Origin of the sequence: Shewanella scandinavica, from assembly GCF_031932065.1 — a bacterium.
Classification (GTDB): domain Bacteria; phylum Pseudomonadota; class Gammaproteobacteria; order Enterobacterales; family Shewanellaceae; genus Shewanella; species Shewanella baltica.
On sequence record NZ_JAUOES010000008.1, the window covers coordinates 120,383 to 145,017 of the forward strand.

The following is a 24,635-nucleotide window of genomic DNA, read 5'->3' on the forward strand; positions in this document are numbered from 1 at the left end:
AGTGTATTTTAGTAAAAGCTTAATGATTGATTTTTAATCACAGTTCCTCGATAAGATCAACTTATGCAAGCTGTATATGACCTTGTGATAAATAGGCATATTTATTGAATGCTTATTAAGCTGAGAGGATCATAAACGGTTTCGTTGCGAGTGAGTTAAAATGCTTTAAATTTAAAGTGTTATGTTGATTTTGTCTGCGACCGTTAAAATTATTTTCTATCAAGTTAAATTTATTGTTGACTCAATATTCGATGCGCTTTATTTTCTGCGCGATGTTTTTGGCAAGGCACCTCAGATAGCAAGCAATTAGCGGGTTTTATCTTCAGGGTTAGTCATCATGAAGCAGCTGTGTTGACGTTCTGAATCATGTTGATTTCAGACGTTATTCTAAAACCATTTGCCTTTTAGGCGATTTATTTAGAGGACCTAAGTGCATGTCTGAACCGACAGCGTTAAGTCTCATCCCACCTTTGGTGGTATTGGTGTTAGCTATTTGGTTACGCCGTCCCATTTTATCTCTGATCATAGGTGCGGTAACCGGTTTCCTGTTACTCGATCCCAGTCAAGTCTTAAACAATTTTGCCAGTGTGTCATTGAAGGTCATGGCCGATGAAACCATAGGTTGGTTGATTTTGGTGTGTGGTGGTTTTGGTGCGCTGATCGCGCTTTTGGTCCGCACTGGCGGCGCATTAGCGTTTGGTCGTAATGCACTGAGATTTGCTAAGGGACCCAAATCGTCCTTATTGATGACCTTTATTCTTGGGATCGTGATTTTCATCGATGATTATCTCAATGCGCTGACCGTGGGTGAAACCATGAAGCGTGTAACGGATAAGTTTAAAGTGTCCCGCGAGATGCTCGCTTATGTCGTGGATTCCACTGCCGCGCCTGTGTGCGTATTAGTGCCATTATCGACTTGGGCAGTATTCTTTGGTGGGTTATTGGTCGATAACGGTGTTGCGGCCGAAGGTCAGGGCATTGCTGTTTATATGCAAGCGATTCCTTACATGCTTTACGCTTGGTTAGCCGTGGCTATGGTGCTACTTGTGGTACTTGGCATAGTGCCTGCCATTGGCCCGATGAAAACTGCGCAGCTGCGCGCCGCCCAAGGCGAGCCAGCAGAAGCCCAAGTGGATTTCGACCAAGTACAAACCTCGGATGAATATGCGGTTAAAGCTATTGAAGAGGAATTTAAGCACGCCGATAATCATGGCAAATTACACAACTTTTTAGTGCCGATTGGTTTGTTAGTGGCCTTTACCGTGTACTTTGATATCGACGTGTGGAAAGGCTTGCTGGCGACTTTAGTCATCACTATCCCTTATTATGCTGTGCAGCGTTTGATGCCGTTATCCGAGATGATGGACCAGATGATTGATGGCTTTAAGAGCATGCTACCGGCGATTAGCACTGTGATTGCGGCGTTTGTGTTTAAGGACGTATGCGATCAGTTATTACTGCCGCAGTACGTGATTGAATCCTTAAGCCCGTTTATGACGCCTAAATTGCTGCCTGCTGTGGTGTTTTTATCCATGGCGATCCTCGCGTTTGCGACGGGTTCGAGCTGGGGCATTTTTGCGGTGACCATTCCTATCGTGATGCCATTAGCGCAATCGGTGGGCGCGGATATCCCATTAGTGATTGGTGCCTTGTTGTCGGCATCATCATTTGGTAGCCAAGCGTGCTTCTACTCAGATTCAACCGTATTGGCCGCACAAGGCTCAGGTTGTAACTTAGTGAGCCATGCAGTGACTCAGTTACCTTATGCGCTGATCGCCGCTGTACTGGCGTTTATCGGCTTTATAGTGATTGCGTAAACTAAGTCACTATTGAATTAGTCACTGTTAGAATAAGAAACCAGCTGCGGCTGGTTTTTTTATATCTGCCGTCATTGGGTTCGGCGGTTAAAGTTGGTAAAAGGCGAGTGGAGAGTGGCTAGGCTTGGACTAGGATAAACACGATTACACTCTTAAATGAAGACGCTGAGCTGATGTCAAATTATATTTTACGGAATTGTCATTTATATTTTACATATTTCATCGTCGCCATGTAGCTTTTCAAATCAAAGCCTGATTATACTTTGCATCCTTCATGGTGTTATTTTCAACATTAGTGGCAAATGAATCAAATGGACTCAACCCTTCTTACTGCGTTTTTCCAGCACGGCACAATACGTGATGTCGAATGTTTATTCCCTGATATCTCAGGCTATCCAAGGGGGAAGCTCATGCCAGCCCGAAGCTTTGCTCAGGGTGCTGAGTTACGTATTGCCCAAGCGATTTCGATGCAGGCGATTACCGGTGAGTATTCCTACGATCCTATTTTCCCCGATGCTGATCCTGATCTGTTACTCGTCCCCGATTACAGCACCCTAAAAATGATCCCGTGGACCACAGTGCCGCGCGCATTTGCCATCCATGACTGTGTGTTGCTCGATGGCAATTTATGTCCATTTGCGCCGCGATCCATTTTAAAAAATGTGTTGGCCCGTTACCAAGCCTTGGGGTTAACGCCCGTGGTCGCACCTGAGATTGAGTTTTATCTGACTGAAGCCAATACCGATCCGAGTGCGCCGTATCAGGCGCCCATTTCAAAAAGTGGCCGAGCTGAAAACGGTCAATCTGCGTTTAGCATGAATATGCTCAATGAACTCGCGCCATTTTGGGATGAGTTTAATGCCGCTATAGATGCGATTGGGATCAAAGGAGATACTTGGATCCATGAGATGGGGCTATCGCAATATGAAATTAACTTAGTGCATGGCGATCCGCAGGCCTTAGCAGATCAAGCTTTTATGTTTAAATACGCGGCGAAAGAAATCGCCATTAAACATGGTTTGAACGCGATTTTTATGGCGAAACCCATAGCTGGCCAACCCGGCAGTTCTATGCATTTACATCAAAGTGTCGTGGATGATAAAGGCAACAATATTTTCAGCCATGCAGATGGTAGTGACACTGAACGTTTTCACCATTACATCGGCGGATTACAAAAGTATCTACCTGATTTAATGTTGTTATTCGCACCCAATATCAATTCATTCCGACGTTACATTTCCGGCAGCCAAGCGCCGATTAATTTAAGCTGGGGCGTAGATAACCGCACCACAGGCTTACGTGTGCCATTGAGTGCTCCAGTGGCGCGACGGGTTGAGAATCGCATTGCGGGCGCCGATGCCAATCCGTATTTGATGATTGCGGCCTCATTGGCTGCGGGACTTGCGGGAATGGAAGAAAAACTATCCCCAAGCGCGCCAGAAACCGGTAGCGCTTATGAGAGCAGCCATGACTTAGCGCAGACATTTCTGGCTGCATTAACGCAAATGCGCCAAAGTGATTCGGCAAGGCGTTTACTCGGGGATGATTTTGTCACGGGTTTTGTGTCGGTGAAGGAGATTGAGTTTCAAAGTTATTTGAGTGAGATAGGTGCTTGGGAGCGACGTTTCTTAGGGCCGCAATGCTAGCGCTTAATTGCTGAGGGGATGTTGCTGGATAACGCTTTATTTCCTTGAGTGACTCAACATCCCACAAATACATCCCGCAAATCACGCGACTAAAAAACAGCAACAAAAAAGCCAGTGCAAGCACTGGCTTTTCTTCGGCTGGAAACGAGAAGGGCGATTAAACGCGCTTCTTGAATTCGCCAGTACGAGTATCGATTTCAATCTTGTCGCCAACTTTCACGAAGTCAGCAACAGTAACAGTGCCGCCGCCAGTGATAGTTGCTGGCTTCATCACTTTACCTGAAGTATCGCCACGAGCTGAAGGCTCAGTGTAGATCACTTCACGTACGATAGTGGTTGGCATTTCAACAGAGATAGCTTTGCCATCGTAGAAAGTCACTTGGCAAGTTTCTTCCATACCGTCAACGATATAAGCCGCTGCATCACCTAAGTTTTCAGCTTCTACGTCGTATTGGTTATATTCTGCATCCATGAATACAAACATAGGATCAGCAAAGTAAGAATAAGTACAATCAAGACGATCTAGGATGATGTCTTCTAACTTATCTTCACCTTTGAAAGTCGTTTCAGTACCAGAGTTAAGCAGTAAGTTTTTCAACTTTAACTTAACGATAGCAGCGTTACGGCCAGAACGAGTTGTTTCAGTTTTCTGCACAACCCATGGGCTGCCATCTAACATGATCACGTTACCAGGACGGATTTCATGAGCAGTTTTCATTACACTATTTCCTATATTTAGATTTTTCTGTTTTCGCGCAGTATCTTAGCTGTTTTTAACGAACTGAACTAGTCGAGTAGCGAGATCTGCAGCATTTAATGCATTAATTGGCCATTGTTTAGCATGGTGATGCAACAAGGACAAATTAACAGGATTAAGGTTTTGCCAGTGAAGGCTCACGGCTAATTGCTGTGCTTGGTTGAACGCGAGATTCAATTCAGACCAATAACAAGCAATTTTAGGTGGCAGATTATCGCAGTAAAGTTTGAGAAAAGCTTCTAATTTTACGAGGTGATAATCATCTTCTTGGGGATAAATGTGCCAAATGAAGGGTTTTGCGGCCCATTGGGCACGTAAAAAGGAATCTTCACCGCGCACGATATTAAAATCACAGCTCCAGAGCAGGCGATCAAACCCCTGTTGGTCTGTCATAGGTAAAATGTGCAGGGTTAAATTGCCATGATTTATCTGTTGACCCGGCACTAGAGCGGCAATTTCACAGGGCAGTAAATGTGTCAGACTGTTTAAGCTACGCCCCTTGGGGATCAGCGCATGGATTTTTTCTACTGATTGCTGCCATAACTCACATAATGCGGGTAGCGCCTCGGTCTCATAGCTAAAAACGCTAATAACAGTGTCTTTAGCCTCAATCCCCTTAAGACCTAGATCAGTAAAAAGCTGCAATTTATTGGCAGTATCAGCTTGCCAAGCATCACGCTCTGCAAACAAATTTTGCTCGCAAATGAGTCCACCCGTTTTGGCGCTAAAACCGGGAAAGTAGAAATACTTCTTCAAACCATTGGCTTGTAACGATGGCAAACCATGGCAGCCTTCAACCCAATCCTCTGCGCTTAAATACTCTAAATTCAGCCAAACAGGTACAGATTTGGGGGCGTTCTGATGTAAATAAGCCAGCTGCGCTTTTACCTGTTCGAGGAGTTCACAGGCAAAGGCTTCGATGAGCACAGATCCTGCGACAAACGCTACAGGCAAAGGCTCTTTCCAATGAATAATATTCACACCATTGAAGGTTTGAGTGGCTTTTAGTGGTTCAAGTGTCGGTAAAATATGGGAGAAGCTTGCGAGGTCGTCGACCCACAAATTAACGGGGATCTGATACTCATTGGCTATTTGTTTGGCTAAACGCCAAGTGACGCCAATATCGCCGTAGTTATCAACGACGGTGCAAAAAATATCCCAATGATTGGAGCGGGGTGTGTTGGTCATGAGTGTGGTATGTCGTTATTCTTAGTTACAACAAGTAGATAGTTGCAACAAGTCAGAAATATATGCATAAAAAAAGCGGCGTTAAGCCGCTTTAATCAAATGGTTAACAGAATTAATCTTCTAATTCAGCTAAACACATTTCTTCGTAAATTTGCTTAACCCAAGCATCAACACGTTCTTCAGTCAGCTCTGGCTGGCGATCTTCATCGATACCTAAACCAATAAAGTGGTCGTCATCGACTTGACCTTTAGAGGCTTCAAAATTGTAGCTTGCAGTTGGCCAATGGCCGATGATGATGCCACCACGGGCCTGAACAATATCGCCAACCATGCCCATAGCATCAAGGAAGTACTCAGCGTAGTCTTCTTGATCACCACAACCAAAAATAGCGACAAGTTTGTCAGTAAAATCAATTTGCTCTAATTCAGGGAAGAAATCATCCCAGTCACATTGCGCTTCACCGTAATACCAGGTCGGGATGCCGAACAGCAGCAAGTCATACTCTGCAATCTGTTCTTTGGTACTTTTGGCGATATCTTTCACCTCAACCATTTTTTTACCCAGTTTTTTCTGGATCATCTTGGCTACAGCTTCGGTGTTACCTGTGTCGCTACCGAAAAAAAGACCTACAGTTGCCATTGTCTATCCTTTAATGTCTAGTTCACTTATTAGGTTAATCTTGCTGGTACTCGTTCAGCACTCAACTTGTTGCTGAAGAATTAATTCGATTAACTGGCTACGGCTGATGTTACTGGCCAATGCCTGCTCATTCAAGGCGTCATACAAATCTTGTGACACCTTTAACTCTATTCGCTTTAATCCGTTGGCTTTATCGCGCTGGATTTGATTGCGTTTGTTGACCTTAAGCTGTTGGCTACGGGACAAAGGATTGCTACGTGGTCGGCCCCGGCGCTTTTCATTGGCAAAAAGGTCAATGGTGGTTCTGTCTGTCGCTTCTTTTGCCATGTTCTTATTGTTAACCGATCCCTGAGCCTTCCCAAGTGATCTGGATAATACCTTTTACAATAAACCCGGCGCAGCCGAGAAATAACACTAACCAAACAATAAATCGACCAAATTTTGGCACGTTACCTTGTTTAAGCACATCGTGGATGGCCATGCCGATAAAGAAAAATATCGAGGCAAAAAACAGGTTCAGGCCGATGGTTTCAATTTGTTCCATGTACTGAGATAACATACTTTCTTAGTCCTTGAGAGTGTTCTAAGGCCAAAAGAGGCGCGAATATATCACAACAAGATGGCGGCTGCCATATGCTTTCGGTCGAGTTTGCTGCTGATTTACATTGAATGTTTGTCAATAAATTCAGACACGATCCGGTTAAAAATGACGGGTTTTTGTGCATGCAACCAATGACCACATCCTTCAAGTGTTTTTGCCTGTGCCGCGGGGAATTGCGCCATGATAGCGCTTCTGTGCTCGCTAGTGACATAATTTGAGTCGCCGCCGCGAATAAACAGACTTGGTCCAGCATAGCTTTGTACTGGATTTGGCGTCTGATTTTGCCAGCCAATAATATTAGGATAACAAGCCTTTAGGCCACTTAAGTTCATTTTCCAACGAAAGCCAGTATCAGTGCGTTGTAGATTTTTGAGTAAAAATTGTGCCGTCGCTTCGTCAATACCATTGTCTATTAAGTGGTTTAGGGCAAAGCGCCTGTCGGTATGGCCTTCTAAGGGCAGACTTTCTAATGCAGTAAACACTGTGTCGTGTCTTGGCTCATAGGCGACGGGGGCGATATCGGCTGCCACCATACTGATAATGCGCTCTGGAAAGGCTAACGCCGTCGCCATGGCGATTTTACCGCCCATGGAGTGACCCACAATATGGGCGCGTTTAATAGCCAGTTCGTCGAGTAATGCGACCATGGACGTGGCGAGGCGAGGGTAATCCATCTCATCCCAATGCTCACTTAAACCATGATTGGGCACATCGACACGAATAACCTGATACTGGCTTTCTAATACTTGCCCTAGGCCTTTGAGGTTATCTAGGTTGCCGAACAAGCCGTGGATCAAGAGTACAGCGGGTCCTTGGCCTGTAGAAACAAAGTTCATGGTGATTCCTGTTGGATATGTTTAGCTTAACGTGGCGCGAATTGTGCCCTTAATGCCGTTAGCTTGACAAGTCAGTTGCTACTTTGGCGTGTATGCGGCGATGAACTTGGGCGCTTTTTCGGCAATTGTCGATTATCTGCTAGTTTGCTGTGCTATTTCACGCATTTTTAGAATAATGGCGCTTTATCAGATTGATAGACATGGATACACTGGTAACCGATCGCAATGATCTGCCCCGATCGCTGTGATACACTTTTTTCGGTTAAGCCTGTCGAATAACAAAGGATAATTAAGGTTATGAAATATATCGAAGTTGATGAAGAGCTCTATCGTCATATTGCCAGCAAAACAGAACGTATTGGTGAGAGCGCCTCTGACATTCTTCGTCGATTACTCGGCCTTTCCGTCGATGCGGTCGAACCTCCTCAGCCTTTGGCGATAAGCCAACCAAGTTTAGAGGCTGAGCCGATTCAAGCTGTGGCGGTGCAAGCTGCACCTGCTGTGAATGACTTTAGTCGCTTAGTCGATGAACATCTGTTATCGCAACAAAAAGGCGCGGTAGGGCGTTTCCTCTTTTTGCTCGAAAGTCTGTATCAATTAGCCCCTGAGCAGTTCTCGCAAATTCTGCAGATCCAAGGGCGCGATCGTTTGTATTTTGCCCGTTCGAAAGAGCAATTACTGGAAGCGAGTGCCTCGGCGAATCCTAAAGAAATCGGTACCAGTGGTTTCTGGGTGACGAGCAACAACAATACCGCCAAGAAACGCACTATTTTATCTGAAGTCTTAGTGCAATTTGGCTGTGATGCAACGGTTGCAGCTGGCATAGCCGAGCGCGTTTAATCCGCGGGTGAGCTAAGTTATTACGATATTTATCTACATTTTCTAATTGTAATTGAGTGCAGGAGAGCCAAAGGTGGCAATACATCAAAGGGCAGGACAAATCGCTAATCAGACGGATCTGGTCAATATTCCAAAACTGATGAGCCATTATTACAGCATCACGCCAAATATGGATGACATACAACAACGCGTCACCTTTGGCACTTCTGGGCACAGAGGCTGCGCCTTCAATGGCAGTTTTAACCAACAACACATTTGGGCGATTACCCAAGCTGTGGTGGATTATCGCCAATCGGTGAATATCAATGGGCCGTTGATCCTCGGTATTGACACCCATGCGTTATCCTACGCCGCTTATTTATCTGCCATTGAAGTGCTGGCGGCAAATAAAGTCACAGTGCATATCCAGCAGAATGATGGTTTCACGCCAACGCCTGTGGTGTCCCATGGGGTGATTTGCGCCAATCGCGAAGCAAATATCACAGGTGCGGCACTGTCCGATGGTTTGATTATCACGCCTTCCCACAATCCGCCTCAAGATGGCGGGATCAAATACAATCCACCCCATGGCGGACCGGCAGAAGGTAATATCACGGCTTGGATTGAGTCGCGTGCCAACGATTACTTGCGCCAAGCGTTAGCTGGCGTGCAAAAATTAGCGTATGCCGAAGCGCTGGCATCAGGCTATGTCAACGCCATTGATTTGATCACGCCCTATGTAGCTGATTTAGAGAATGTTATCGACATGCAGGCGATTGCCAACGCTAAGCTGCGTATCGGCGTTGACCCGCTCGGTGGTTCAGGGATTTTCTACTGGGCACCGATTGCCGCGCGTTATGGGCTCGATATCACCTTAGTCAATGATAAAGTTGACCCAAGCTTTAGCTTTATGCCGCTGGATAAAGATGGCAAAATCCGCATGGATTGCTCGTCTCCCTATGCGATGGCTGGGTTACTCGCCCATAAAGAATCCTTTGATTTATGCCTTGGTAACGATCCTGACTATGACCGTCATGGCATTGTCTGCCCTGGTACCGGCTTGATGGACCCTAATCACTACCTTGCGGTCGCTATCGATTATTTACTGACGCACAGACCGGATTGGAGCGATACCTTAGCCATAGGTAAAACCTTAGTATCGAGTGCGCTTATCGATAAAATCTGTGCTTTCCACGGCAAAAAATTACTCGAAGTGCCTGTGGGCTTTAAGTGGTTTGTCGATGGTTTAGCCGAAGCCACCATCGCCTTTGGCGGTGAAGAGAGCGCTGGCGCTGCATTTTTACGCCGTGATGGCACTACGTGGTGCACGGATAAAGACGGCTTTATTCTAGGGTTACTTGCTGCAGAAATTCTTGCGGTGACAGGTAAAACTCCAGGTCAACGCCATCAAGAGCTAGTAAAACAATTTGGCCAAAGCTTTTATAAGCGTATCGATAGCCCAATCAGTCTTGAAAACAAGGCCAAATTTGCGTTATTAAATGCAGAAACCTTAAATGCCACTGTGCTTGCGGGTGAGACAATCGAAAACGTGTTAACCCATGCGCCGGGCAATAATGCGGCCATTGGTGGCATCAAAGTGACTACGGCGAATGGTTGGTTTGCCGCGCGTCCATCGGGCACGGAAGCGTTATTTAAGATCTACGGCGAGAGTTTTATCAGTGAGCAGCATTTAGCTGAAATCATCAAAGATGCGCAGGCATTAATTGATAAGGCGCTGAACGCTTAATGCAGCAGTAGGTTTATAAAGTATCAAAAAACAAACGCACTCAGTTTTGAGTGCGTTTTTGTTTGTGTCTAATGTCAGTTATGAGTATTAAACTCATGCTGATTTGACTGTATTTAGTACTCGATATGACAACTCGGTAAATTATTCTTATCAATGTAATTTTGGTGATATTCCTCTGCCACATGGAACTGCTGCAATGGCACTATTTCAGTCACGATATGGCGTAATCCCCAACGACCTGATCGGGCAAAAGCTAATTTTGAGGCTTCTGCTGCGGCTTTTTGTTCACTGTCATGGAAGAAAATCGTGCTGCGGTATTGAGTGCCTATATCTCCACCTTGCATGTTCAGGCTGGTTGGATTGTGGTTTTTCCAAAATACCTCGAGCAAGTCTTCATAACTGACCAAGGCAGGGTCAAATTCCACTTGTACCACTTCGGCGTGGCCCGTTTTGCCTTTTTTGACTTCTTCATAGGTGGTCGCGCTATTATTGCCGCCCATATAGCCGCAGGTGGCGTTCGATACGCCATTCACTTGTCTAAAAAAATACTCTACGCCCCAGAAACAGCCGGCACCAAAGGTTGCTAACGCCATAATTAAATCCAATAGAAGTCTAGATGGCTAAGAATTGTGATAAAACTCGCGCGCAAAAGCAAGCCTCTAGCAGGAATATTTATGCAGGACGATTTTTCGATAAGGTGATGGAAAATTTACACTCGCCGTAGCAAAGCGCCGCGTTGATCTTATTCCGTTCAAAACTGGGTCCTATGGCGATAAATGTCTGAGAACAGCATTAAAAACATGTGTTAGTATTGAAGCCGCTTTTTAAGGTGCGAGTCAGCCTAACCGCGTTGAGATGAATGCTTGAGTGGTTATGGCTATCTGCACTGATGCTATTGCGCCGTTACTGTTACACACCATTATAAGGAGAATTCTGTGTTACAAGCTCTGTTAGATTCAAAGGATTTTTTAGCGCTCACCTTAGCCCATCCTGAACAGTTCGATGGCGAGTTTTCATTTAGCTTAGGCGACCATACCCAAGTTGAAGTGTGGGATACTGGCGTTATCGTTTTTGAGCCCGCCCAGAATGAAGGAAAAGATGTTGTCCTTTCTTGCGGTGTTCACGGTAACGAGACCGCGCCCATTGAACTCTGCAATGGCTTAATTAAGCAGCTTTTACAGCAAAAGATCATCGCGAAACAGCGCACTTTATTCCTGATTGGTAATCCATTAGCGATTAATAACGGCACGCGGATTATCGATGAGAACATGAATCGTCTGTTTAGTGGTGAGCATTCCAATCCTCCGGGATTAGTCAATCCTGAGCGAGTGCGCGCCAAAAAACTCGAAGCCTATGTGGACCGTTTTTATACCGCGGTTGCCGATGGTCGTCAGCGCATTCATTATGATCTGCACACGGCGATGCGCGCCTCGAAGCATGAAAAGTTCGCTATCTATCCCTATCGTCCAGGGCGCGCCTTTAGCGGCGAGCAAATTATGTTTTTAGCCGCAAGCGGCGTCGATACAGTACTTTTCCACCACGAACCGACCACGACCTTCAGCTATTTTTCCTCTGAACGCTACGACGCCGATGCCTTTACCATTGAACTTGGCAAAGTCTATCCCATGGGGCAGAACGACATGACGCGTTTTATCGCCACCCATGAAATGTTCATGCGCTTGATCACCGCTAAGCCGTTGGAGCTGGATGCATTTGATGCCGATAAGGTTAACTTGTACCAAGTGTGCCGCGTCATCAATAAACATTTCGATGATTTTGAATTTACCTTCGCAACTGATGTCGAAAACTTCAGAGCTTTCCCGAAGGGCTTTGTTTTAGCGCTGGAAGGTGGGCAAGAAATTAAAGTGGAGCACGAGTTTGAGTCTGTCGTGTTCCCTAATGCCAAAGTGCCTATTGGCAATCGCACTGTGATTTGCCTGATCCCTGCAGTGAATGCGGACGTGCGTTAGGCTTGTAAAGCAATATATACATGCGTGGCAGGGATAACTTGTGGTTTGAGCTATGCCAATGGTTGATAGGTAGTTTACGTTAACGTAATGTTCGTCGGGCATATTCGTATAAACAGACGCATCAAAACGCTTTGGTGCGTAATGAGATAACAAGAGCACAATATGAGCAAAGCAACACTCAACACTGATACAGTGCACCGTGTCGGCTTCTTGGATAAGGCATCGCTACACATTCCTATCCTTCGAATTCTACAAGCCGACGGCACCACTTATGAAACCGCGGTTTTGCCTGTGATAGATGAAACCTTAGCCACTAAAATTTACGATACCTGCGTGTTCACTCGGGTACTCGATGAACGTATGTTAGGTGCCCAGCGCCAAGGGCGCATCAGCTTCTACATGACCTGTACGGGTGAAGAAGCGGCGATTGTCGGCAGTGTGGCCGCGCTCGATCAAGAGGACGTTATCCTCGCGCAATACCGTGAGCATGCGGCGTTGCGTTATCGCGGCTTTACCACTGAACAGTTTATGAATCAGATGTTCAGTAACGAGAAAGATCTTGGTAAAGGTCGCCAAATGCCCATTCACTACGGCAGTGCGGCATTACATTATCAAACGATTTCTTCACCCCTTGCGACACAAATCCCGCAGGCGACGGGTGTGGGCTACAGCTTAAAAATGCAAGGTAAGCGCAAAGTCGCGGTTTGCTATTTTGGCGAAGGCGCAGCATCGGAAGGGGACTTCCATGCCGGTCTAAACATGGCCGCAGTATTGAAGTGTCCAGTGATTTTCTTCTGTCGTAACAATGGCTACGCCATTTCAACCCCAACTGAAGAGCAGTTTGCCGGTAACGGTATTGCGAGTCGCGGTGTGGGTTATGGCATGCACACGATTCGTGTTGACGGCAATGACATGTTGGCCGTGTTAGCGGCAACGCAGCAAGCCCGTGCCTATGCGATTGAGCATAATGCGCCTGTGCTGATTGAAGCCATGACTTACCGTCTCGGCGCGCATTCATCATCAGACGACCCATCTGGTTATCGCTCGAAAGATGAAGAAGCCAAGTGGCAGCAACACGATCCGGTTAAACGCTTCAAATTATGGCTTATCAACAAAGGTTGGTTAGCTGAAGCGGATGATGTGAAACTACATGAGAAATACCGTGAAGAAGTATTGGCTGCGGTAAAAGTGGCTGAAAAAATTCCTGTGCCTATGCTGGATGAAATTATTGAAGATGTGTACGACAAGCCGACGCCAGTGCTGAAAAAGCAACTCGCCGATCTTAAAGAACATATCAAAAAATATCCGCAAGCCTATCCAAAAAGTGCAGGGAGACTATAAGCCGTGGCAGAAATGAATATGTTACAGGCCGTCAATGAGGCCTTGTCGATCGCCATGCAAGCCGATGAGCGCATGGTGGTTTTTGGTGAAGATGTGGGTCACTTTGGCGGGGTATTTCGCGCCACTTCCGGTCTTCAAGAAAAATTCGGTCGCGATCGCTGCTTTAATACCCCGCTGACAGAGCAAGGTATTGCCGGTTTTGCCAATGGTTTAGCCTCAAATGGCATGACTGCTGTGGCTGAAATCCAATTCGCCGATTATATCTTTCCGGCGTTCGATCAAATCGTCAACGAGTCGGCCAAGTTCCGTTACCGCAGCGGCAATGAATTCGATGTCGGTGGATTAGTGTTCCGTACGCCCTATGGTGGCGGCATCGCTGGCGGCCATTATCACTCGCAATCACCCGAAGCTTATTTTACCCAGACGCCAGGATTAAAAGTGGTGGTGCCACGTAACCCAGAGCAAGCCAAAGGCCTGCTGTTGGCGTCAATTCGTGACAAAAACCCAGTGATCTTCTTTGAACCTAAGCGTTTATATCGTGCATCCGTTGGCGAAGTACCAGCGGGCGATTATGAAATTGAACTGGGCAAGGCTGAAGTGGTTCGCGAAGGTAAAGACATCACCTTAGTGGCGTGGGGCGCGCAAATGGAAATCCTTGAAAAAGCCGCCGATATGGCCGCTAAAGAAGGGATCTCCTGCGAAATTATTGATTTACGCACCTTGTCACCTTGGGATATTGATACCGTTGCCGATTCAGTCAAAAAGACCGGACGTTTGCTGGTTAACCATGAAGCGCCATTAACTGGTGGTTTTGCCGGTGAAATTGCCGCGACAATCCAGCAAGAATGCTTCTTGTATCTAGAGTCGCCCATCAGCCGCGTTTGTGGTTTAGATACCCCGTACCCACTCATTCATGAAAAAGAATACATGCCTGATGCGTTCAAAACGTTTGAAGCCATCAAAGCATCAGTGACCTTCTAGGAGTCCGGTATGATTAAAGATTTTATTTTGCCGGATATTGGCGAAGGTGTAGTGGAGTGTGAATTGGTTGAATGGTTGGTCAAAGAAGGCGACACAGTCGTTGAAGATCAGCCGATTGCCGATGTCATGACAGACAAAGCACTAGTGCAAATCCCTGCGCCATTTGCGGGCGTGGTCACTAAGTTGTATTATGCTAAGGGCGATATTGCGAAAGTGCATGCGCCGCTCTATGCCGTACAAATTGAAGGTGCCGTTGAAATCGCAGGTGAAGAATCTGTTGCGGCTGAACCTGCAGCGACGACTGCAAAAGTGACTGAGTCTGTGGCGGCAACAACTGTCAATACGTCATCCAGTTCATCCGTCAGCATAGAAGAGTTCTTACTACCGGATATCGGCGAAGGCATTGTTGAATGTGAACTCGTTGAATGGTTAGTGAGTGAAGGTGATTGGGTTGAGGAAGATCAACCGATTGCCGACGTGATGACAGATAAAGCGCTGGTGCAAATTCCTGCCATTAAAGCGGGTAAAATTGCCAAACTGCATTATCGCAAAGGTCAGCTAGCTAAAGTGCATGCGCCTTTATTTGCCATTGAAGTTGAACTGGCGGCTTCTGCACCTGCAGCAACAAACACTGATACTGTGGCCAATGCGGCACCAACAGCGCAGACTGTGAATGCAGAACCTGCTCGCCAAGGTAAAGCTTTAGCCAGCCCTGCGGTTCGTCGTATGGCGCGGTCGTTAGATATCGATTTGAGCCAAGTACCTGGCACAGGAAAGCACGGCCGTGTGTATAAGGAAGACATCACTCGCTTCCAACAAGGCGCGAGCAATGTTTCTGCTCCAAGTGCGACTCAGGTAAAAGAGGCGCCAGTTCAAGCGACGCAAGCATCTCAAACCCAAGTCCAAACATCTACAGTGACTCAACGCGCTGACACGGTTGAGCCTATTCGCGGCGTAAAAGCTGTGATGGCACGCATGATGGTTGAGTCGGTGTCGAGCATTCCGCACTTTACCTATTGCGAAGAGTTTGATTTAACAGACTTAGTCGCACTGCGTGAAAGCATGAAAGTGAAGTATTCATCCGATGAAGTGAAGCTGACCATGATGCCTTTCTTCATGAAGTCGATGTCACTCGCGTTAAGTCAGTTCCCTGTGATGAATAGCCAAGTGAATGCTGATTGCACTGAGTTGACCTACAAGGCGCGCCACAATATCGGCATGGCGGTGGATTCTAAAGTCGGTCTTTTGGTGCCCAACATCAAAGATGTGCAGGATAAGAGCATTTTAGAAGTGGCGGCAGAAATCACCCGTTTGACCCAAGCAGCCCGCAGTGGCCGCGTGGCGCCAGCGGATCTGAAAGACGGCACGATTTCAATCTCTAACATTGGCGCCTTAGGTGGCACAGTGGCGACGCCTATTATCAACAAACCTGAGGTGGCAATTGTGGCCTTAGGTAAGTTGCAAACCCTACCGCGCTTTAACGCGAAAGGGGAAGTCGAAGCTCGCCAAATCATGCAAGTGAGCTGGTCAGGCGACCACAGAGTGATCGATGGTGGCACCATTGCTCGCTTCTGTAATCTGTGGAAACAATATCTTGAGCAGCCGCAAGAGATGTTATTAGCTATGCGCTAAGCCGCTGGCATGAATAACTGACACTAAAAGGACGCTAAAAGCGTCCTTTTTTATTTGCTTTGCACAAATGGGTTAATCTTTTGATCCCAATTACGTATAATTCCCGGACGTAGTTATCCTGATGGATGTGTTATGAGTCAGTTTGCCCCCAGCCCATTTGCTCCAACAATAGAAACCATTGATTACCCGTTTCCGCCTAAGCCAGTTCCTTTGTCCGATGCGCAAAAAGCCGATTATAAGGCGCGTATCAAACAACTGCTCATTGAAAAAGATGCCGTTCTGGTTGCCCACTATTATACCGATCCTGAAATCCAAGCCCTTGCCGAAGAAACCGGCGGCTGCGTTTCAGACTCTTTAGAAATGGCACGCTTTGGCCGCGATCACCCAGCAAAAACCTTAATCGTTGCTGGGGTCAAGTTTATGGGCGAAACCGCCAAGATTTTAAGCCCAGAAAAAACCATTTTAATGCCGACATTAGAAGCCACTTGTTCATTGGACTTAGGTTGTCCAATCGATAAGTTCAGTGCTTTTTGCGATGCGCACCCAGATCATACTGTGGTGGTTTACGCCAATACTTCGGCTGCCGTTAAAGCGCGCGCCGACTGGGTGGTGACCTCCAGTATTGCCCTCGAAATCGTTGAGCACTTAGACAGCGAAGGTAAAAAGATCATTTGGGGACCAGACCGTCATTTGGGCAGCTATATTGCTAAACAGACGGGCGCAGAAATGTTGATGTGGCAGGGCGATTGTATCGTTCACGACGAGTTTAAATCGAACGCGCTGCGCGATATGAAAAGCGTTTATCCAGATGCGGCTATCCTTGTACATCCTGAGTCACCAGCCAGTGTGGTGGCGATGGCCGATGCTGTTGGCTCGACCAGTCAGCTGATCAAAGCCGCGCAAACTATGCCGAATGAGCGCTTTATCGTGGCAACCGATCGCGGCATCTTCTATAAAATGCAGCAGGCGGCGCCAGGTAAAATCTTAATCGAAGCGCCAACCGGCGGTAACGGTGCAACCTGTAAGAGCTGCGCCCACTGTCCTTGGATGGCGATGAACGGTCTACAGGCGATTGAAGCATCACTCGCCGACTGCGATAAAACCACCCATGAGATTTTTGTGGATGAAGACTTAAGAGTTAAAGCGCTGATCCCGCTGACGCGCATGCTGGATTTTGCTAAGACACTGAATATGAAAGTGAAGGGTAATGCCTAAGCCCGTTCTTCAGCTGTTCTCCAGTGTTATAAAAATCCCCGCGATAGAGTGGGGATTTTTTATGGCTATTGTTTAATCGAATTTAAGGCAATAAAAAGCCCCGCAAATGCGAGGCTTGATTGAGTAACGCTGGATCTAGTAACTAGATTACTTTGCGTTCATCAGTGCAACCGCGTTATCTAACATACGGTTACTGAATCCCCACTCGTTATCATACCAAGACATCACTTTTACTAAACGGCCGTTCACACGGGTTTGGGTGGCGTCAAAGTTTGAAGAGAACGCATTGTGGTTAAAGTCGATAGACACCAATGGCTCTTTGTTTACTGCTAACACTTCGCTCAATGGCGCAACGCTAGCAGCACGTTCGATAATGGCATTCACTTCTTCAACTGTCGTATCACGGGCAGCGATGAAAGATAAATCCACGAGTGATACGTTAACTGTAGGTACACGAACCGCTAAACCGTCGAATTTACCTTGTAATTCAGGTACAACCAAACCTACAGCAGCAGCTGCGCCAGTTTTAGTTGGGATCATTGACAGTGCTGCTGCACGGGCACGACGTAAATCTGTGTGGTACACGTCAGATAAACGTTGATCGTTGGTATAAGCGTGAATCGTGGTCATCAGGCCTGATTCAATACCAATCTCGTCATTTAACGGCTTAGCAAAAGGCGCTAAACAGTTAGTTGTACAAGAAGCATTTGAAATCACTGTCATGTCTGACGTCAGCACGTTGTTGTTCACACCGTAAACAACAGTGGCATCGACGTTTTTACCTGGAGCTGAAATAATCACTTTCTTCGCGCCAGCAGTTAAATGTGGTTGAACAGTTTCTTTAGAAGTGAAGATACCGGTACATTCGAAAACCACGTCAACTTGCAACTCAGCCCATGGCAGTTTTGCAGGATCACGTTCTTGGAAAGTGAGGATCTTATCGCCATTCACATAAATAGCTTCGGCATCATGGTCAACTTTGGCATTGAAACGACCGTGAACAGAATCGTATTTTGTCAGGTGAGCGTTGATTGAAGCGTCGCCTAAATCATTAATAGCGACAATCTTGATTGGATAAGCTTTTTCGCTTTCGTACAAGGCGCGTAATACGTTTCTACCGATACGGCCATAGCCATTTATTGCTACACGGATAGTCATCTCATATCCCTCTGGTGATTATAAAATTCAACTGGTAGTAAAATTACCAAACTGACAGCTATCGTCAAGTTAAATCGGCATTTTACCGCTGTCTTGATTAACAAATTAGGTATTTTTTTTACATCGGTCGCGAAATCGCCATTTTTTACGCGTTAATTGGGTAAAAAATTACAAGATGGCAAACATTTTGCCATCGATTGCTTAGTCTGTTTTTTCGACAGGCGCAGGCGGCACAGCCTCGGTTGTAGTTGGCGCTTGGTCAACCGCTTGAGGATCAAGCCATTGTCTTACTGGACTCTGAGAATAAGTCCCGTTTTTTAGCGCATCGATAAGGGCTTGGGCTTTTAAATCGAGTTCAGTCGCCAGCGTTTTATTGCCACCGAGCAAGGCTAGCATTTTTTCCTCTGAATACTTCTGCTGCGTAAGTAGTAAATTTGCCTTCGTCAGCATATAGGCTTTATCGAATACCTGTTGCTGGCGATAGGCTGATGCGAGCCCAAGTAACCAGTTAACGTCGAAATCATCGTATTGGATGTCTGCAAAGACTTTAAGATAGAGTTGTTGCGCTTTGATGGCATTTCGATTGCTGTAATAGGTGGCAACTTGGGCAAGTAAGAAAGAGTCAGTCACTTCGCCGGCGCTTTCATGTTCTAACAATCGATTTAGCGCTGCGGTATCGCCAAAGCGTGTCCATTGGTAATAGGACATGAAAGGATCTTGTCGCTCGCGGGTTTGATCTTGGAGCAAGCTTAAATTCTGGGTGCTTAATCTAAAAGCTCTGGCTCTATCAGCGGTGCGATTGGTGTGGATGATATGCTGCACGCCAGAGGCGAGTTCAATACAACGGCTGTAATCCTCAAGGTAGGTCAATTGCAGGTAGAGTTGTTTGCCTGTGGGGTTTTCGTTGTATTTTAATTCGTAGCGGTTCTGGATAAGTTTGGTTTTTTCGGCCAAACACCAGCCATCCTTATGCAAATCGGCACAAATTTCAGGATTATTTTTACAAATTGCTGAGATATTTCGGTCATTATCACAACCGAAAAGACCAAAAAGGCTCATCCCTAAGGTAAATGATGTAATTATTACTAGATTTTGTCTCAAAACACTCTCCAAACGATAATTTATCTAATAAAATTACAGATTTACAGAAAATATCTTACTGGCAACAAAGCGCGACTTTCATTACAATGGCGCCGACCAAAACAGGGTTTTCCCTAAAACCCGCATTAGATTATTGGTCTTTTCGTCATGTTACTCAAACCTTTCAGTACATTTTATTGAAAAGTGAGATAAAGGATCTGTAAATGAGCGCTGATAAACACCTACAAAGTTGGCAAGAACGTTTTGAAATGGCAGAGGCGATGCAGCCTTTGTTAGGCAAGTTGTACCGTAACCAAGGCGTTGAAGTCGTGGTCTACGGCAAGCCGTTACTCAATGCTTCTACGATTGAAATCATTAAAGCGCACCGTTTAGTTCGTCGTCATGTCGGTGAAAAATTACGTTTACGCGAGAGTTTCCCCTTCGTTCAAGCTTTGAGCAAACTCGCAGTTAAACAATGTAAAGTGGATATTGGTAAGCTTGCAGTCAATTACTGGCGCGATCACACCGATGTCAGCGAAATTGAAAACTATATGGCAAAAGAGTTGGCCGATGCCATCGACCATGCTGATGATGTCGCACCGCGTGATGTCGTGCTGTATGGTTTTGGCCGTATCGGCCGCTTATTAGCACGCCTGTTGATTGAACGCACAGGTCGCAGCAATAAGTTAAGATTGCGCGCTATCGTACTACGTGGCGGTAAGAAAGGTGATTTAGAGAAACGTGCCAGTTTATTGCGCCGTGACTCAGTCCATGGTCCTTTCAATGGCTCTGTAGAAGTTGACGAAGAGAACAATGCCATCATCGCCAACGGTACCTATATCCAAGTGATTTACGCGAACTCGCCTGATGAAGTGGATTACACTAAATACGATATCAGCGATGCACTCGTTGTTGATAACACAGGTATTTGGAAAGATGAAGCGGGTCTTGGTTTACACCTTAAGAGCCCAGGCGCGAGCAAAGTGTTGTTGACAGCTCCTGCAAAAGGCGCGATCAAGAACATCGTTTACGGTGTGAATGAAGGCGACATTACCCCAGAAGACATTATCGTTTCTGCGGCAAGCTGTACGACCAACGCCATTACGCCGGTACTGAAAGCCGTGAATGATAAATATGGTATTGAGAATGGTCACGTTGAGACGATTCACTCTTATACCAACGATCAAAACTTGATTGATAACTATCACACCGCTGACCGCCGTGGCCGCAGTGCACCATTAAACATGGTGATCACTGAAACAGGCGCCGCGAAAGCCGTTGCTAAAGCACTGCCAGTGTTAGCGGGCAAGTTAACCGGTAACGCGATTCGTGTGCCAACGCCGAACGTTTCTATGGCCATCATCAGCATGAACTTGAATGCTGAAACTAGTAAAGATGAGCTGAACGAGTACCTGAAAGATACGGCGCTGCAATCACCACTACAAAATCAAATCGATTACACCGACTCTACTGAGATTGTATCGAGCGATTTAGTGGGTTCTCGCTACGCGGGCGTGATTGATTCACAAGCGACTATCGCAGAAGGCAAGCGTGCCATTCTTTATGTATGGTATGACAACGAGTTTGGTTACAGCTGCCAAGTAGTTGGCGTAATGCAAACTATGTTAGGTTTAACGACGCTATCTCTACCAGCATAAGTTAGCTGCGTAAATCACCAGCGTAAGTTATGCGGAGTATTCAAAACTGCGCATAATCTTCACATAAAGCGCCCAGCAGGGCGCTTTTGTTTTTCTATACTTATGCAATTTAATTGGGTTCGACTCAATGCTCACATTCAACCACAGCTTTTCTGCCTCACTTAATCATCTGCCGCTCGGCGTTAGTATCGGCAAAAAAGCCTAAATTGATGAAGGAAACATCAACTTTGCGGACTTGTGGCGCTTTATTGGGCAAACGGTGCGGCTTAGATCATTTTTTAAAAATTGTTGATTGACTCTGAGGTCTAAATCGGTAGAATGCCAATCCGCAGTCAGGGGAAAGCATGCCTAGCATGGCTTCTAATGATTAAGCGCAATGATAGGCGACATTAGCTCAGTTGGTAGAGCGATACCTTGCCAAGGTATAGGTCATCGGTTCGAACCCGATATGTCGCTCCAAATTTAGTAAATTTGGCAGTTTGGGCGCGATGGCAGAATGGCTATGCTGCGGATTGCAAATCCGTCGATCTCGGTTCGACTCCGGGTCGCGCCTCCATAGATTAACGTATTAATGACACGATTCCCGTCGTTAATATAAAGAGTTTGCCCGAGTGGTGGAATCGGTAGACACAAGGGATTTAAAATCCCTCGCTGGTAACAGCGTGCCAGTTCAAGTCTGGCCTCGGGTACCAAAAAACAGAAAAGCCCTGACTTATGTCAGGGCTTTTTTGCTTTTATCGGTTCTCAAAGCCGAATTTAATAATGCTTCACCTCGTGTCATATCTGATCATTCTTAGGCTAGGTCCGGTTAGGATTGGCCATGGGTTCAGCTCACATTTCCGGCATTCAGTATTGCGACATCAGCGCGCGGTTCTTTTCTACAATATAAAACTGCAAGGTTTTGTGATCTAGATGTTATAAATAACTTTATATAAGTAATTTCATATTTCTGCTTATAATTGCATAACAAAAGACACTTTTTTTTGGTAAATCTACAATAGCGTAAGAATTTCCCTAAGAAGGCGCTTAAGTAGCTATTCCCCCCTTAAAGACAGTGGTATAAATAAGCCGAAATTTCCCCTACACGCGCATAATTAGGATACGTAGTCATGATTTTCTCTCAAGTATTACTCGCACCCGCAGATCCCATTCTTGGTTTAACTGATACCTTTAAGGCTGATCCCCGTCAGGATAAAGTTAATCTGGGTGTCGGTATTTATAAGGATGAGGCTGGACAAACTCCAGTGCTGACTTCAGTGAAAAAAGCCGAGGCTATTTTACTTGAGCAAGAGAAGACCAAAAACTATTTAGGCATTGAAGGCGTGCAAGCGTATAACCATGTTGTACAAACATTGTTATTCGGTGAGGGCAGTGCATTAATCACTTCTGGCCGTGCTGCCACAGCGCAAGCCCCGGGCGGTACAGGTGCACTGCGTATTGCTGCTGAGTTTTTACTGCGTAATACCGATTCGCACACTATTTGGGTCAGCAATCCAACGTGGGCCAACCATCAAAACATTTTTGAAACCGCGGGGTTAGCCGTTAAAGAATACGGTTATTACAAAGCAGAAGCCCATGATATCGATTTTGATACTATGATGACGGACTTGTCTCACGCGAATGCAGGCGATGTCGTGCTGCTACACGGTTGCTGTCATAACCCAACCGGTATCGATTTAACCTTGGCGCAATGGGAACGCGTAGCCCAATTGTGTGCCGATAAGAAACTTGTGCCATTGTTTGACTTTGCATACCAAGGTTTTGGTGCTGGAATTGAAGAAGATGCCGCAGGTCTGCGTTTAGTGGCATCAAAAGTGCCTGAGCTGCTGGTTGCTAACTCTTTCTCTAAAAACTTTGGTTTGTACAACGAACGTATCGGCGCCGTAACTGTGGTGGCTGAAGATGCTGATGCTGCCGTGCGTGCCTTTAGCCAAGTGAAACGCACTATACGTGCAAACTATTCTAACCCGCCAGCACATGGCGCGCTGATTGTCAGTACTATCTTAAATGACGCAGGCCTGAAAGCCATGTGGGTGCAGGAAGTCAAAGAGATGCGTGAGCGTATCGCCGAAATGCGTACCCTGTTCGTTGACAGCTTAAAAGCTGAAGGCGTGACTCAGGACTTTAGCTTTATTTCTCGCCAAAATGGTATGTTCAGTTTCTCTGGTTTGAACAAAGCCCAAGTGGCGCGCTTGAAAGACGAGTTTGGGGTTTATATCGTTGGTTCAGGACGCATTAGCGTTGCAGGCATGACTAAGACCAATATGCCAGTGATCTGTAAAGCCATCGCCCAAGTCTTGTAAGGCTTATTAGGTTATAGAATGAGGCTAAAGGAATTTCTCTTTAGCCTTCAACCATAAAGGACAGCATTTGCTGTCCTTTATGTTTTTCAGTATGTGCGGGCTATTCAGTGATTAGCAGCTAAGCGCGAGAGGCTCCTGCGATTGCAGCGTGAGCTCAGATTTAATTCGCAGCAGGGCGCTTAATGCATCTAATAGGTTCGCTTGATCATGTAAATTCGGGTTATGGCGATTCTTCAACGGGAAATAGTTAATGAGTGGTCCTAAACACGTTTGTTCGCCATGACGTAACACTTTGTGAATGATGGGCTTGCCAATCACTTGATGGCACCAAGCGATACGTTGCTCAATACTAAATCGACCCGCGGGTGAGGCTTCCTCTGCAAGGTTATCGATAAAGATCACTTGAGCTTTAGTAGCGGCTAGGCTTTTTGCAAACTTAGGTAATAGCAGCGGCGGCATAATGCTGGTTAAGAAGCTGCCAGGGCCTAAAATGATTAAATCTGCGTGCCGTACAGCCTCACAGGCTTCAAAGGTGGCATCGACCTGTGGCTCAAGGCAGAGCGCGATAGGTGCTTCATCCATACTGTCGACATTGATCTCGCCAAACACTTTACTACCACAGGCTTGCAGAGCCACTAAGTGTGTGGGTTGTTCAGACATAGGGATCAGCTGGGTTTCAATCTTGAGTAAATTACGGATGAGATTAACTGCTTCTAATGGACGAACGCACAGCTGATCAAGCGCCAGTAAAATAAGATTACCCAGATTATGGCCGCTGAGTTCAGTTTCACCTTGGAAACGGTATTCGAATAGTTGTGAGCCGACGGAAGGGCGATTGGCTAGATGGGATAAGCAGTTGCGTAAATCGCCCCAAGCAATACAGTCCTGCTCGGCTCTGAGTCTACCGGTAGAGCCACCGTTATCTGTGGTCGCGACAATTCCCGTTAAACGGCTGCCTAAAAAATCGAGCGAAGATAATACTCGGCCTAAACCATGGCCTCCGCCAATGGCGACGACACGTTCAAATTGATTTAACATCAAATGCTGCATCTGGGTTCTTCCTTCCTGAATACCCGAAAATATGAATGTTACTGTCATCACTGATTAAGTACAAAGCGCAATGACGTAAGCGCTACTGTGCAATTTAACTGCGTTAAGGAACCTTAGTATAAAAGCTCAGTCGAAAGCTTGCATCTATTATCGACTGTCATACGGCAAGCACGTATACACGGATTCAGAATCGCGA

21 protein-coding genes and 3 tRNA genes are annotated in these 24,635 nt (G+C 46.1%); 14 read left to right on the plus strand and 10 right to left on the minus strand.

All coding sequences use genetic code 11. The annotated features are described in order from the left end of the window. Positions 1–434: 434 nt before the first annotated feature. The gene (locus Q4Q50_RS09020) at positions 435–1,817 is read left to right on the plus strand and encodes a Na+/H+ antiporter NhaC family protein (RefSeq protein ID WP_006081571.1); all 1,383 of its coding nucleotides are present in this window, start codon (positions 435–437) and stop codon (positions 1,815–1,817) included. Positions 1,818–2,128: 311 nt separating this feature from the next. Then, positions 2,129–3,463 carry a glutamine synthetase family protein gene (locus tag Q4Q50_RS09025; protein ID WP_311899104.1) on the plus strand — a complete coding sequence of 445 codons (1,335 nt, stop codon included), beginning with the start codon at positions 2,129–2,131 and terminating at the stop codon, positions 3,461–3,463. A gap of 157 nt (positions 3,464–3,620) precedes the next feature. Here Q4Q50_RS09025 and efp read toward each other — a convergent pair whose 3' ends face one another. The 6 genes from efp to Q4Q50_RS09055 form a co-directional block, all read right to left on the minus strand. After that, positions 3,621–4,181, minus strand: a complete 561-nt coding sequence (gene efp / locus Q4Q50_RS09030) for an elongation factor P (RefSeq protein ID WP_006081573.1) — start codon at positions 4,179–4,181, stop codon at positions 3,621–3,623. A 45-nt stretch (positions 4,182–4,226) separates the two neighbouring features. Beyond that, the gene (earP, locus tag Q4Q50_RS09035) at positions 4,227–5,408 is read right to left on the minus strand and encodes an elongation factor P maturation arginine rhamnosyltransferase EarP (protein WP_311899105.1); all 1,182 of its coding nucleotides are present in this window, start codon (positions 5,406–5,408) and stop codon (positions 4,227–4,229) included. Positions 5,409–5,520: 112 nt separating this feature from the next. Continuing rightward, the gene (gene fldA / locus Q4Q50_RS09040) at positions 5,521–6,048 is read right to left on the minus strand and encodes a flavodoxin FldA (protein ID WP_006081576.1); all 528 of its coding nucleotides are present in this window, start codon (positions 6,046–6,048) and stop codon (positions 5,521–5,523) included. 54 nt (positions 6,049–6,102) lie between these two features. Continuing rightward, the gene (gene ybfE / locus Q4Q50_RS09045; protein WP_006081577.1) at positions 6,103–6,375 is read right to left on the minus strand and encodes a LexA regulated protein; all 273 of its coding nucleotides are present in this window, start codon (positions 6,373–6,375) and stop codon (positions 6,103–6,105) included. A gap of 10 nt (positions 6,376–6,385) precedes the next feature. Further along, complete coding sequence (locus Q4Q50_RS09050; RefSeq protein WP_006081578.1) at positions 6,386–6,607, minus strand: DUF2788 domain-containing protein; 222 nt, start codon at positions 6,605–6,607, stop codon at positions 6,386–6,388. A gap of 101 nt (positions 6,608–6,708) precedes the next feature. Next, on the minus strand, positions 6,709–7,485 hold the full coding sequence (locus Q4Q50_RS09055) for an alpha/beta fold hydrolase (RefSeq protein ID WP_311899106.1): 777 nt from the start codon (positions 7,483–7,485) through the stop codon (positions 6,709–6,711). Positions 7,486–7,782: 297 nt separating this feature from the next. Here Q4Q50_RS09055 and seqA point away from each other — a divergent pair, with 297 nt between their 5' ends. Beyond that, positions 7,783–8,325 carry a replication initiation negative regulator SeqA gene (gene seqA / locus Q4Q50_RS09060; protein ID WP_006087176.1) on the plus strand — a complete coding sequence of 181 codons (543 nt, stop codon included), beginning with the start codon at positions 7,783–7,785 and terminating at the stop codon, positions 8,323–8,325. A gap of 73 nt (positions 8,326–8,398) precedes the next feature. Beyond that, positions 8,399–10,051: a phosphoglucomutase (alpha-D-glucose-1,6-bisphosphate-dependent) gene (gene pgm / locus Q4Q50_RS09065; protein ID WP_311899107.1), complete on the plus strand. Its 1,653-nt coding sequence runs from the start codon at positions 8,399–8,401 to the stop codon at positions 10,049–10,051. Positions 10,052–10,164: 113 nt separating this feature from the next. Here the strand turns inward: pgm and msrA are convergent, their stop codons facing one another. Then, on the minus strand, positions 10,165–10,644 hold the full coding sequence (gene msrA / locus Q4Q50_RS09070) for a peptide-methionine (S)-S-oxide reductase MsrA (protein WP_012587710.1): 480 nt from the start codon (positions 10,642–10,644) through the stop codon (positions 10,165–10,167). A gap of 342 nt (positions 10,645–10,986) precedes the next feature. On the opposite strand from msrA, the gene astE reads away from it, so the two are divergent. The 5 genes from astE to nadA all read left to right on the plus strand — a co-directional run bounded on the left by astE (position 10,987) and on the right by nadA (position 17,190). Beyond that, positions 10,987–12,021 carry a succinylglutamate desuccinylase gene (astE, locus tag Q4Q50_RS09075; protein WP_311899108.1) on the plus strand — a complete coding sequence of 345 codons (1,035 nt, stop codon included), beginning with the start codon at positions 10,987–10,989 and terminating at the stop codon, positions 12,019–12,021. Between the two features lie 162 nt (positions 12,022–12,183). Further along, the gene (locus Q4Q50_RS09080; protein WP_006081586.1) at positions 12,184–13,362 is read left to right on the plus strand and encodes a thiamine pyrophosphate-dependent dehydrogenase E1 component subunit alpha; all 1,179 of its coding nucleotides are present in this window, start codon (positions 12,184–12,186) and stop codon (positions 13,360–13,362) included. A 3-nt stretch (positions 13,363–13,365) separates the two neighbouring features. Beyond that, positions 13,366–14,343: an alpha-ketoacid dehydrogenase subunit beta gene (locus Q4Q50_RS09085; RefSeq protein ID WP_006081587.1), complete on the plus strand. Its 978-nt coding sequence runs from the start codon at positions 13,366–13,368 to the stop codon at positions 14,341–14,343. A gap of 9 nt (positions 14,344–14,352) precedes the next feature. Beyond that, entirely contained in the window at positions 14,353–15,975 is a 1,623-nt protein-coding gene (locus Q4Q50_RS09090; protein WP_311899109.1) for a dihydrolipoyllysine-residue acetyltransferase, read from the plus strand. Positions 15,976–16,107: 132 nt separating this feature from the next. Further along, the gene (nadA, locus tag Q4Q50_RS09095; RefSeq protein WP_259509860.1) at positions 16,108–17,190 is read left to right on the plus strand and encodes a quinolinate synthase NadA; all 1,083 of its coding nucleotides are present in this window, start codon (positions 16,108–16,110) and stop codon (positions 17,188–17,190) included. A 147-nt stretch (positions 17,191–17,337) separates the two neighbouring features. Here nadA and gap read toward each other — a convergent pair whose 3' ends face one another. Both gap and Q4Q50_RS09105 read right to left on the minus strand, forming a co-directional pair. Further along, entirely contained in the window at positions 17,338–18,348 is a 1,011-nt protein-coding gene (gene gap / locus Q4Q50_RS09100) for a type I glyceraldehyde-3-phosphate dehydrogenase (RefSeq protein ID WP_006081590.1), read from the minus strand. A gap of 201 nt (positions 18,349–18,549) precedes the next feature. Further along, on the minus strand, positions 18,550–19,449 hold the full coding sequence (locus Q4Q50_RS09105) for a DUF2989 domain-containing protein (RefSeq protein ID WP_107947498.1): 900 nt from the start codon (positions 19,447–19,449) through the stop codon (positions 18,550–18,552). Positions 19,450–19,652: 203 nt separating this feature from the next. On the opposite strand from Q4Q50_RS09105, the gene Q4Q50_RS09110 reads away from it, so the two are divergent. From Q4Q50_RS09110 to Q4Q50_RS09130, 5 genes are all read left to right on the plus strand, one after another. Beyond that, positions 19,653–21,086, plus strand: coding sequence for a glyceraldehyde-3-phosphate dehydrogenase (locus Q4Q50_RS09110; RefSeq protein ID WP_011839899.1), 1,434 nt, complete (start codon positions 19,653–19,655; stop codon positions 21,084–21,086). Between the two features lie 383 nt (positions 21,087–21,469). Continuing rightward, positions 21,470–21,545 (plus strand) — tRNA-Gly (locus Q4Q50_RS09115). 23 nt (positions 21,546–21,568) lie between these two features. Then, a tRNA-Cys gene (locus Q4Q50_RS09120) sits at positions 21,569–21,642 on the plus strand. A gap of 49 nt (positions 21,643–21,691) precedes the next feature. Beyond that, positions 21,692–21,778, plus strand: a tRNA-Leu gene (locus Q4Q50_RS09125). 417 nt (positions 21,779–22,195) lie between these two features. Further along, complete coding sequence (locus Q4Q50_RS09130; protein WP_311899110.1) at positions 22,196–23,389, plus strand: amino acid aminotransferase; 1,194 nt, start codon at positions 22,196–22,198, stop codon at positions 23,387–23,389. 111 nt (positions 23,390–23,500) lie between these two features. Here the strand turns inward: Q4Q50_RS09130 and Q4Q50_RS09135 are convergent, their stop codons facing one another. Beyond that, positions 23,501–24,439, minus strand: a complete 939-nt coding sequence (locus Q4Q50_RS09135; RefSeq protein WP_311899111.1) for a YvcK family protein — start codon at positions 24,437–24,439, stop codon at positions 23,501–23,503. Positions 24,440–24,635: the final 196 nt, after the last annotated feature.

Coding starts and splice junctions, on each gene's coding strand:
- Q4Q50_RS09020 (WP_006081571.1), top strand. CDS start 435: ATGTCTGAACCGACAGCGTTAAGTCTCATCCCACCTTTGGTGGTATTG.
- Q4Q50_RS09025 (WP_311899104.1), top strand. CDS start 2,129: ATGGACTCAACCCTTCTTACTGCGTTTTTCCAGCACGGCACAATACGT.
- efp (WP_006081573.1), bottom strand. CDS start 4,181: ATGAAAACTGCTCATGAAATCCGTCCTGGTAACGTGATCATGTTAGAT.
- earP (WP_311899105.1), bottom strand. CDS start 5,408: ATGACCAACACACCCCGCTCCAATCATTGGGATATTTTTTGCACCGTC.
- fldA (WP_006081576.1), bottom strand. CDS start 6,048: ATGGCAACTGTAGGTCTTTTTTTCGGTAGCGACACAGGTAACACCGAA.
- ybfE (WP_006081577.1), bottom strand. CDS start 6,375: ATGGCAAAAGAAGCGACAGACAGAACCACCATTGACCTTTTTGCCAAT.
- Q4Q50_RS09050 (WP_006081578.1), bottom strand. CDS start 6,607: ATGTTATCTCAGTACATGGAACAAATTGAAACCATCGGCCTGAACCTG.
- Q4Q50_RS09055 (WP_311899106.1), bottom strand. CDS start 7,485: ATGAACTTTGTTTCTACAGGCCAAGGACCCGCTGTACTCTTGATCCAC.
- seqA (WP_006087176.1), top strand. CDS start 7,783: ATGAAATATATCGAAGTTGATGAAGAGCTCTATCGTCATATTGCCAGC.
- msrA (WP_012587710.1), bottom strand. CDS start 10,644: ATGGCGTTAGCAACCTTTGGTGCCGGCTGTTTCTGGGGCGTAGAGTAT.
- Q4Q50_RS09080 (WP_006081586.1), top strand. CDS start 12,184: ATGAGCAAAGCAACACTCAACACTGATACAGTGCACCGTGTCGGCTTC.
- Q4Q50_RS09090 (WP_311899109.1), top strand. CDS start 14,353: ATGATTAAAGATTTTATTTTGCCGGATATTGGCGAAGGTGTAGTGGAG.
- nadA (WP_259509860.1), top strand. CDS start 16,108: ATGAGTCAGTTTGCCCCCAGCCCATTTGCTCCAACAATAGAAACCATT.
- gap (WP_006081590.1), bottom strand. CDS start 18,348: ATGACTATCCGTGTAGCAATAAATGGCTATGGCCGTATCGGTAGAAAC.
- Q4Q50_RS09110 (WP_011839899.1), top strand. CDS start 19,653: ATGAGCGCTGATAAACACCTACAAAGTTGGCAAGAACGTTTTGAAATG.
- Q4Q50_RS09130 (WP_311899110.1), top strand. CDS start 22,196: ATGATTTTCTCTCAAGTATTACTCGCACCCGCAGATCCCATTCTTGGT.
- Q4Q50_RS09135 (WP_311899111.1), bottom strand. CDS start 24,439: ATGCAGCATTTGATGTTAAATCAATTTGAACGTGTCGTCGCCATTGGC.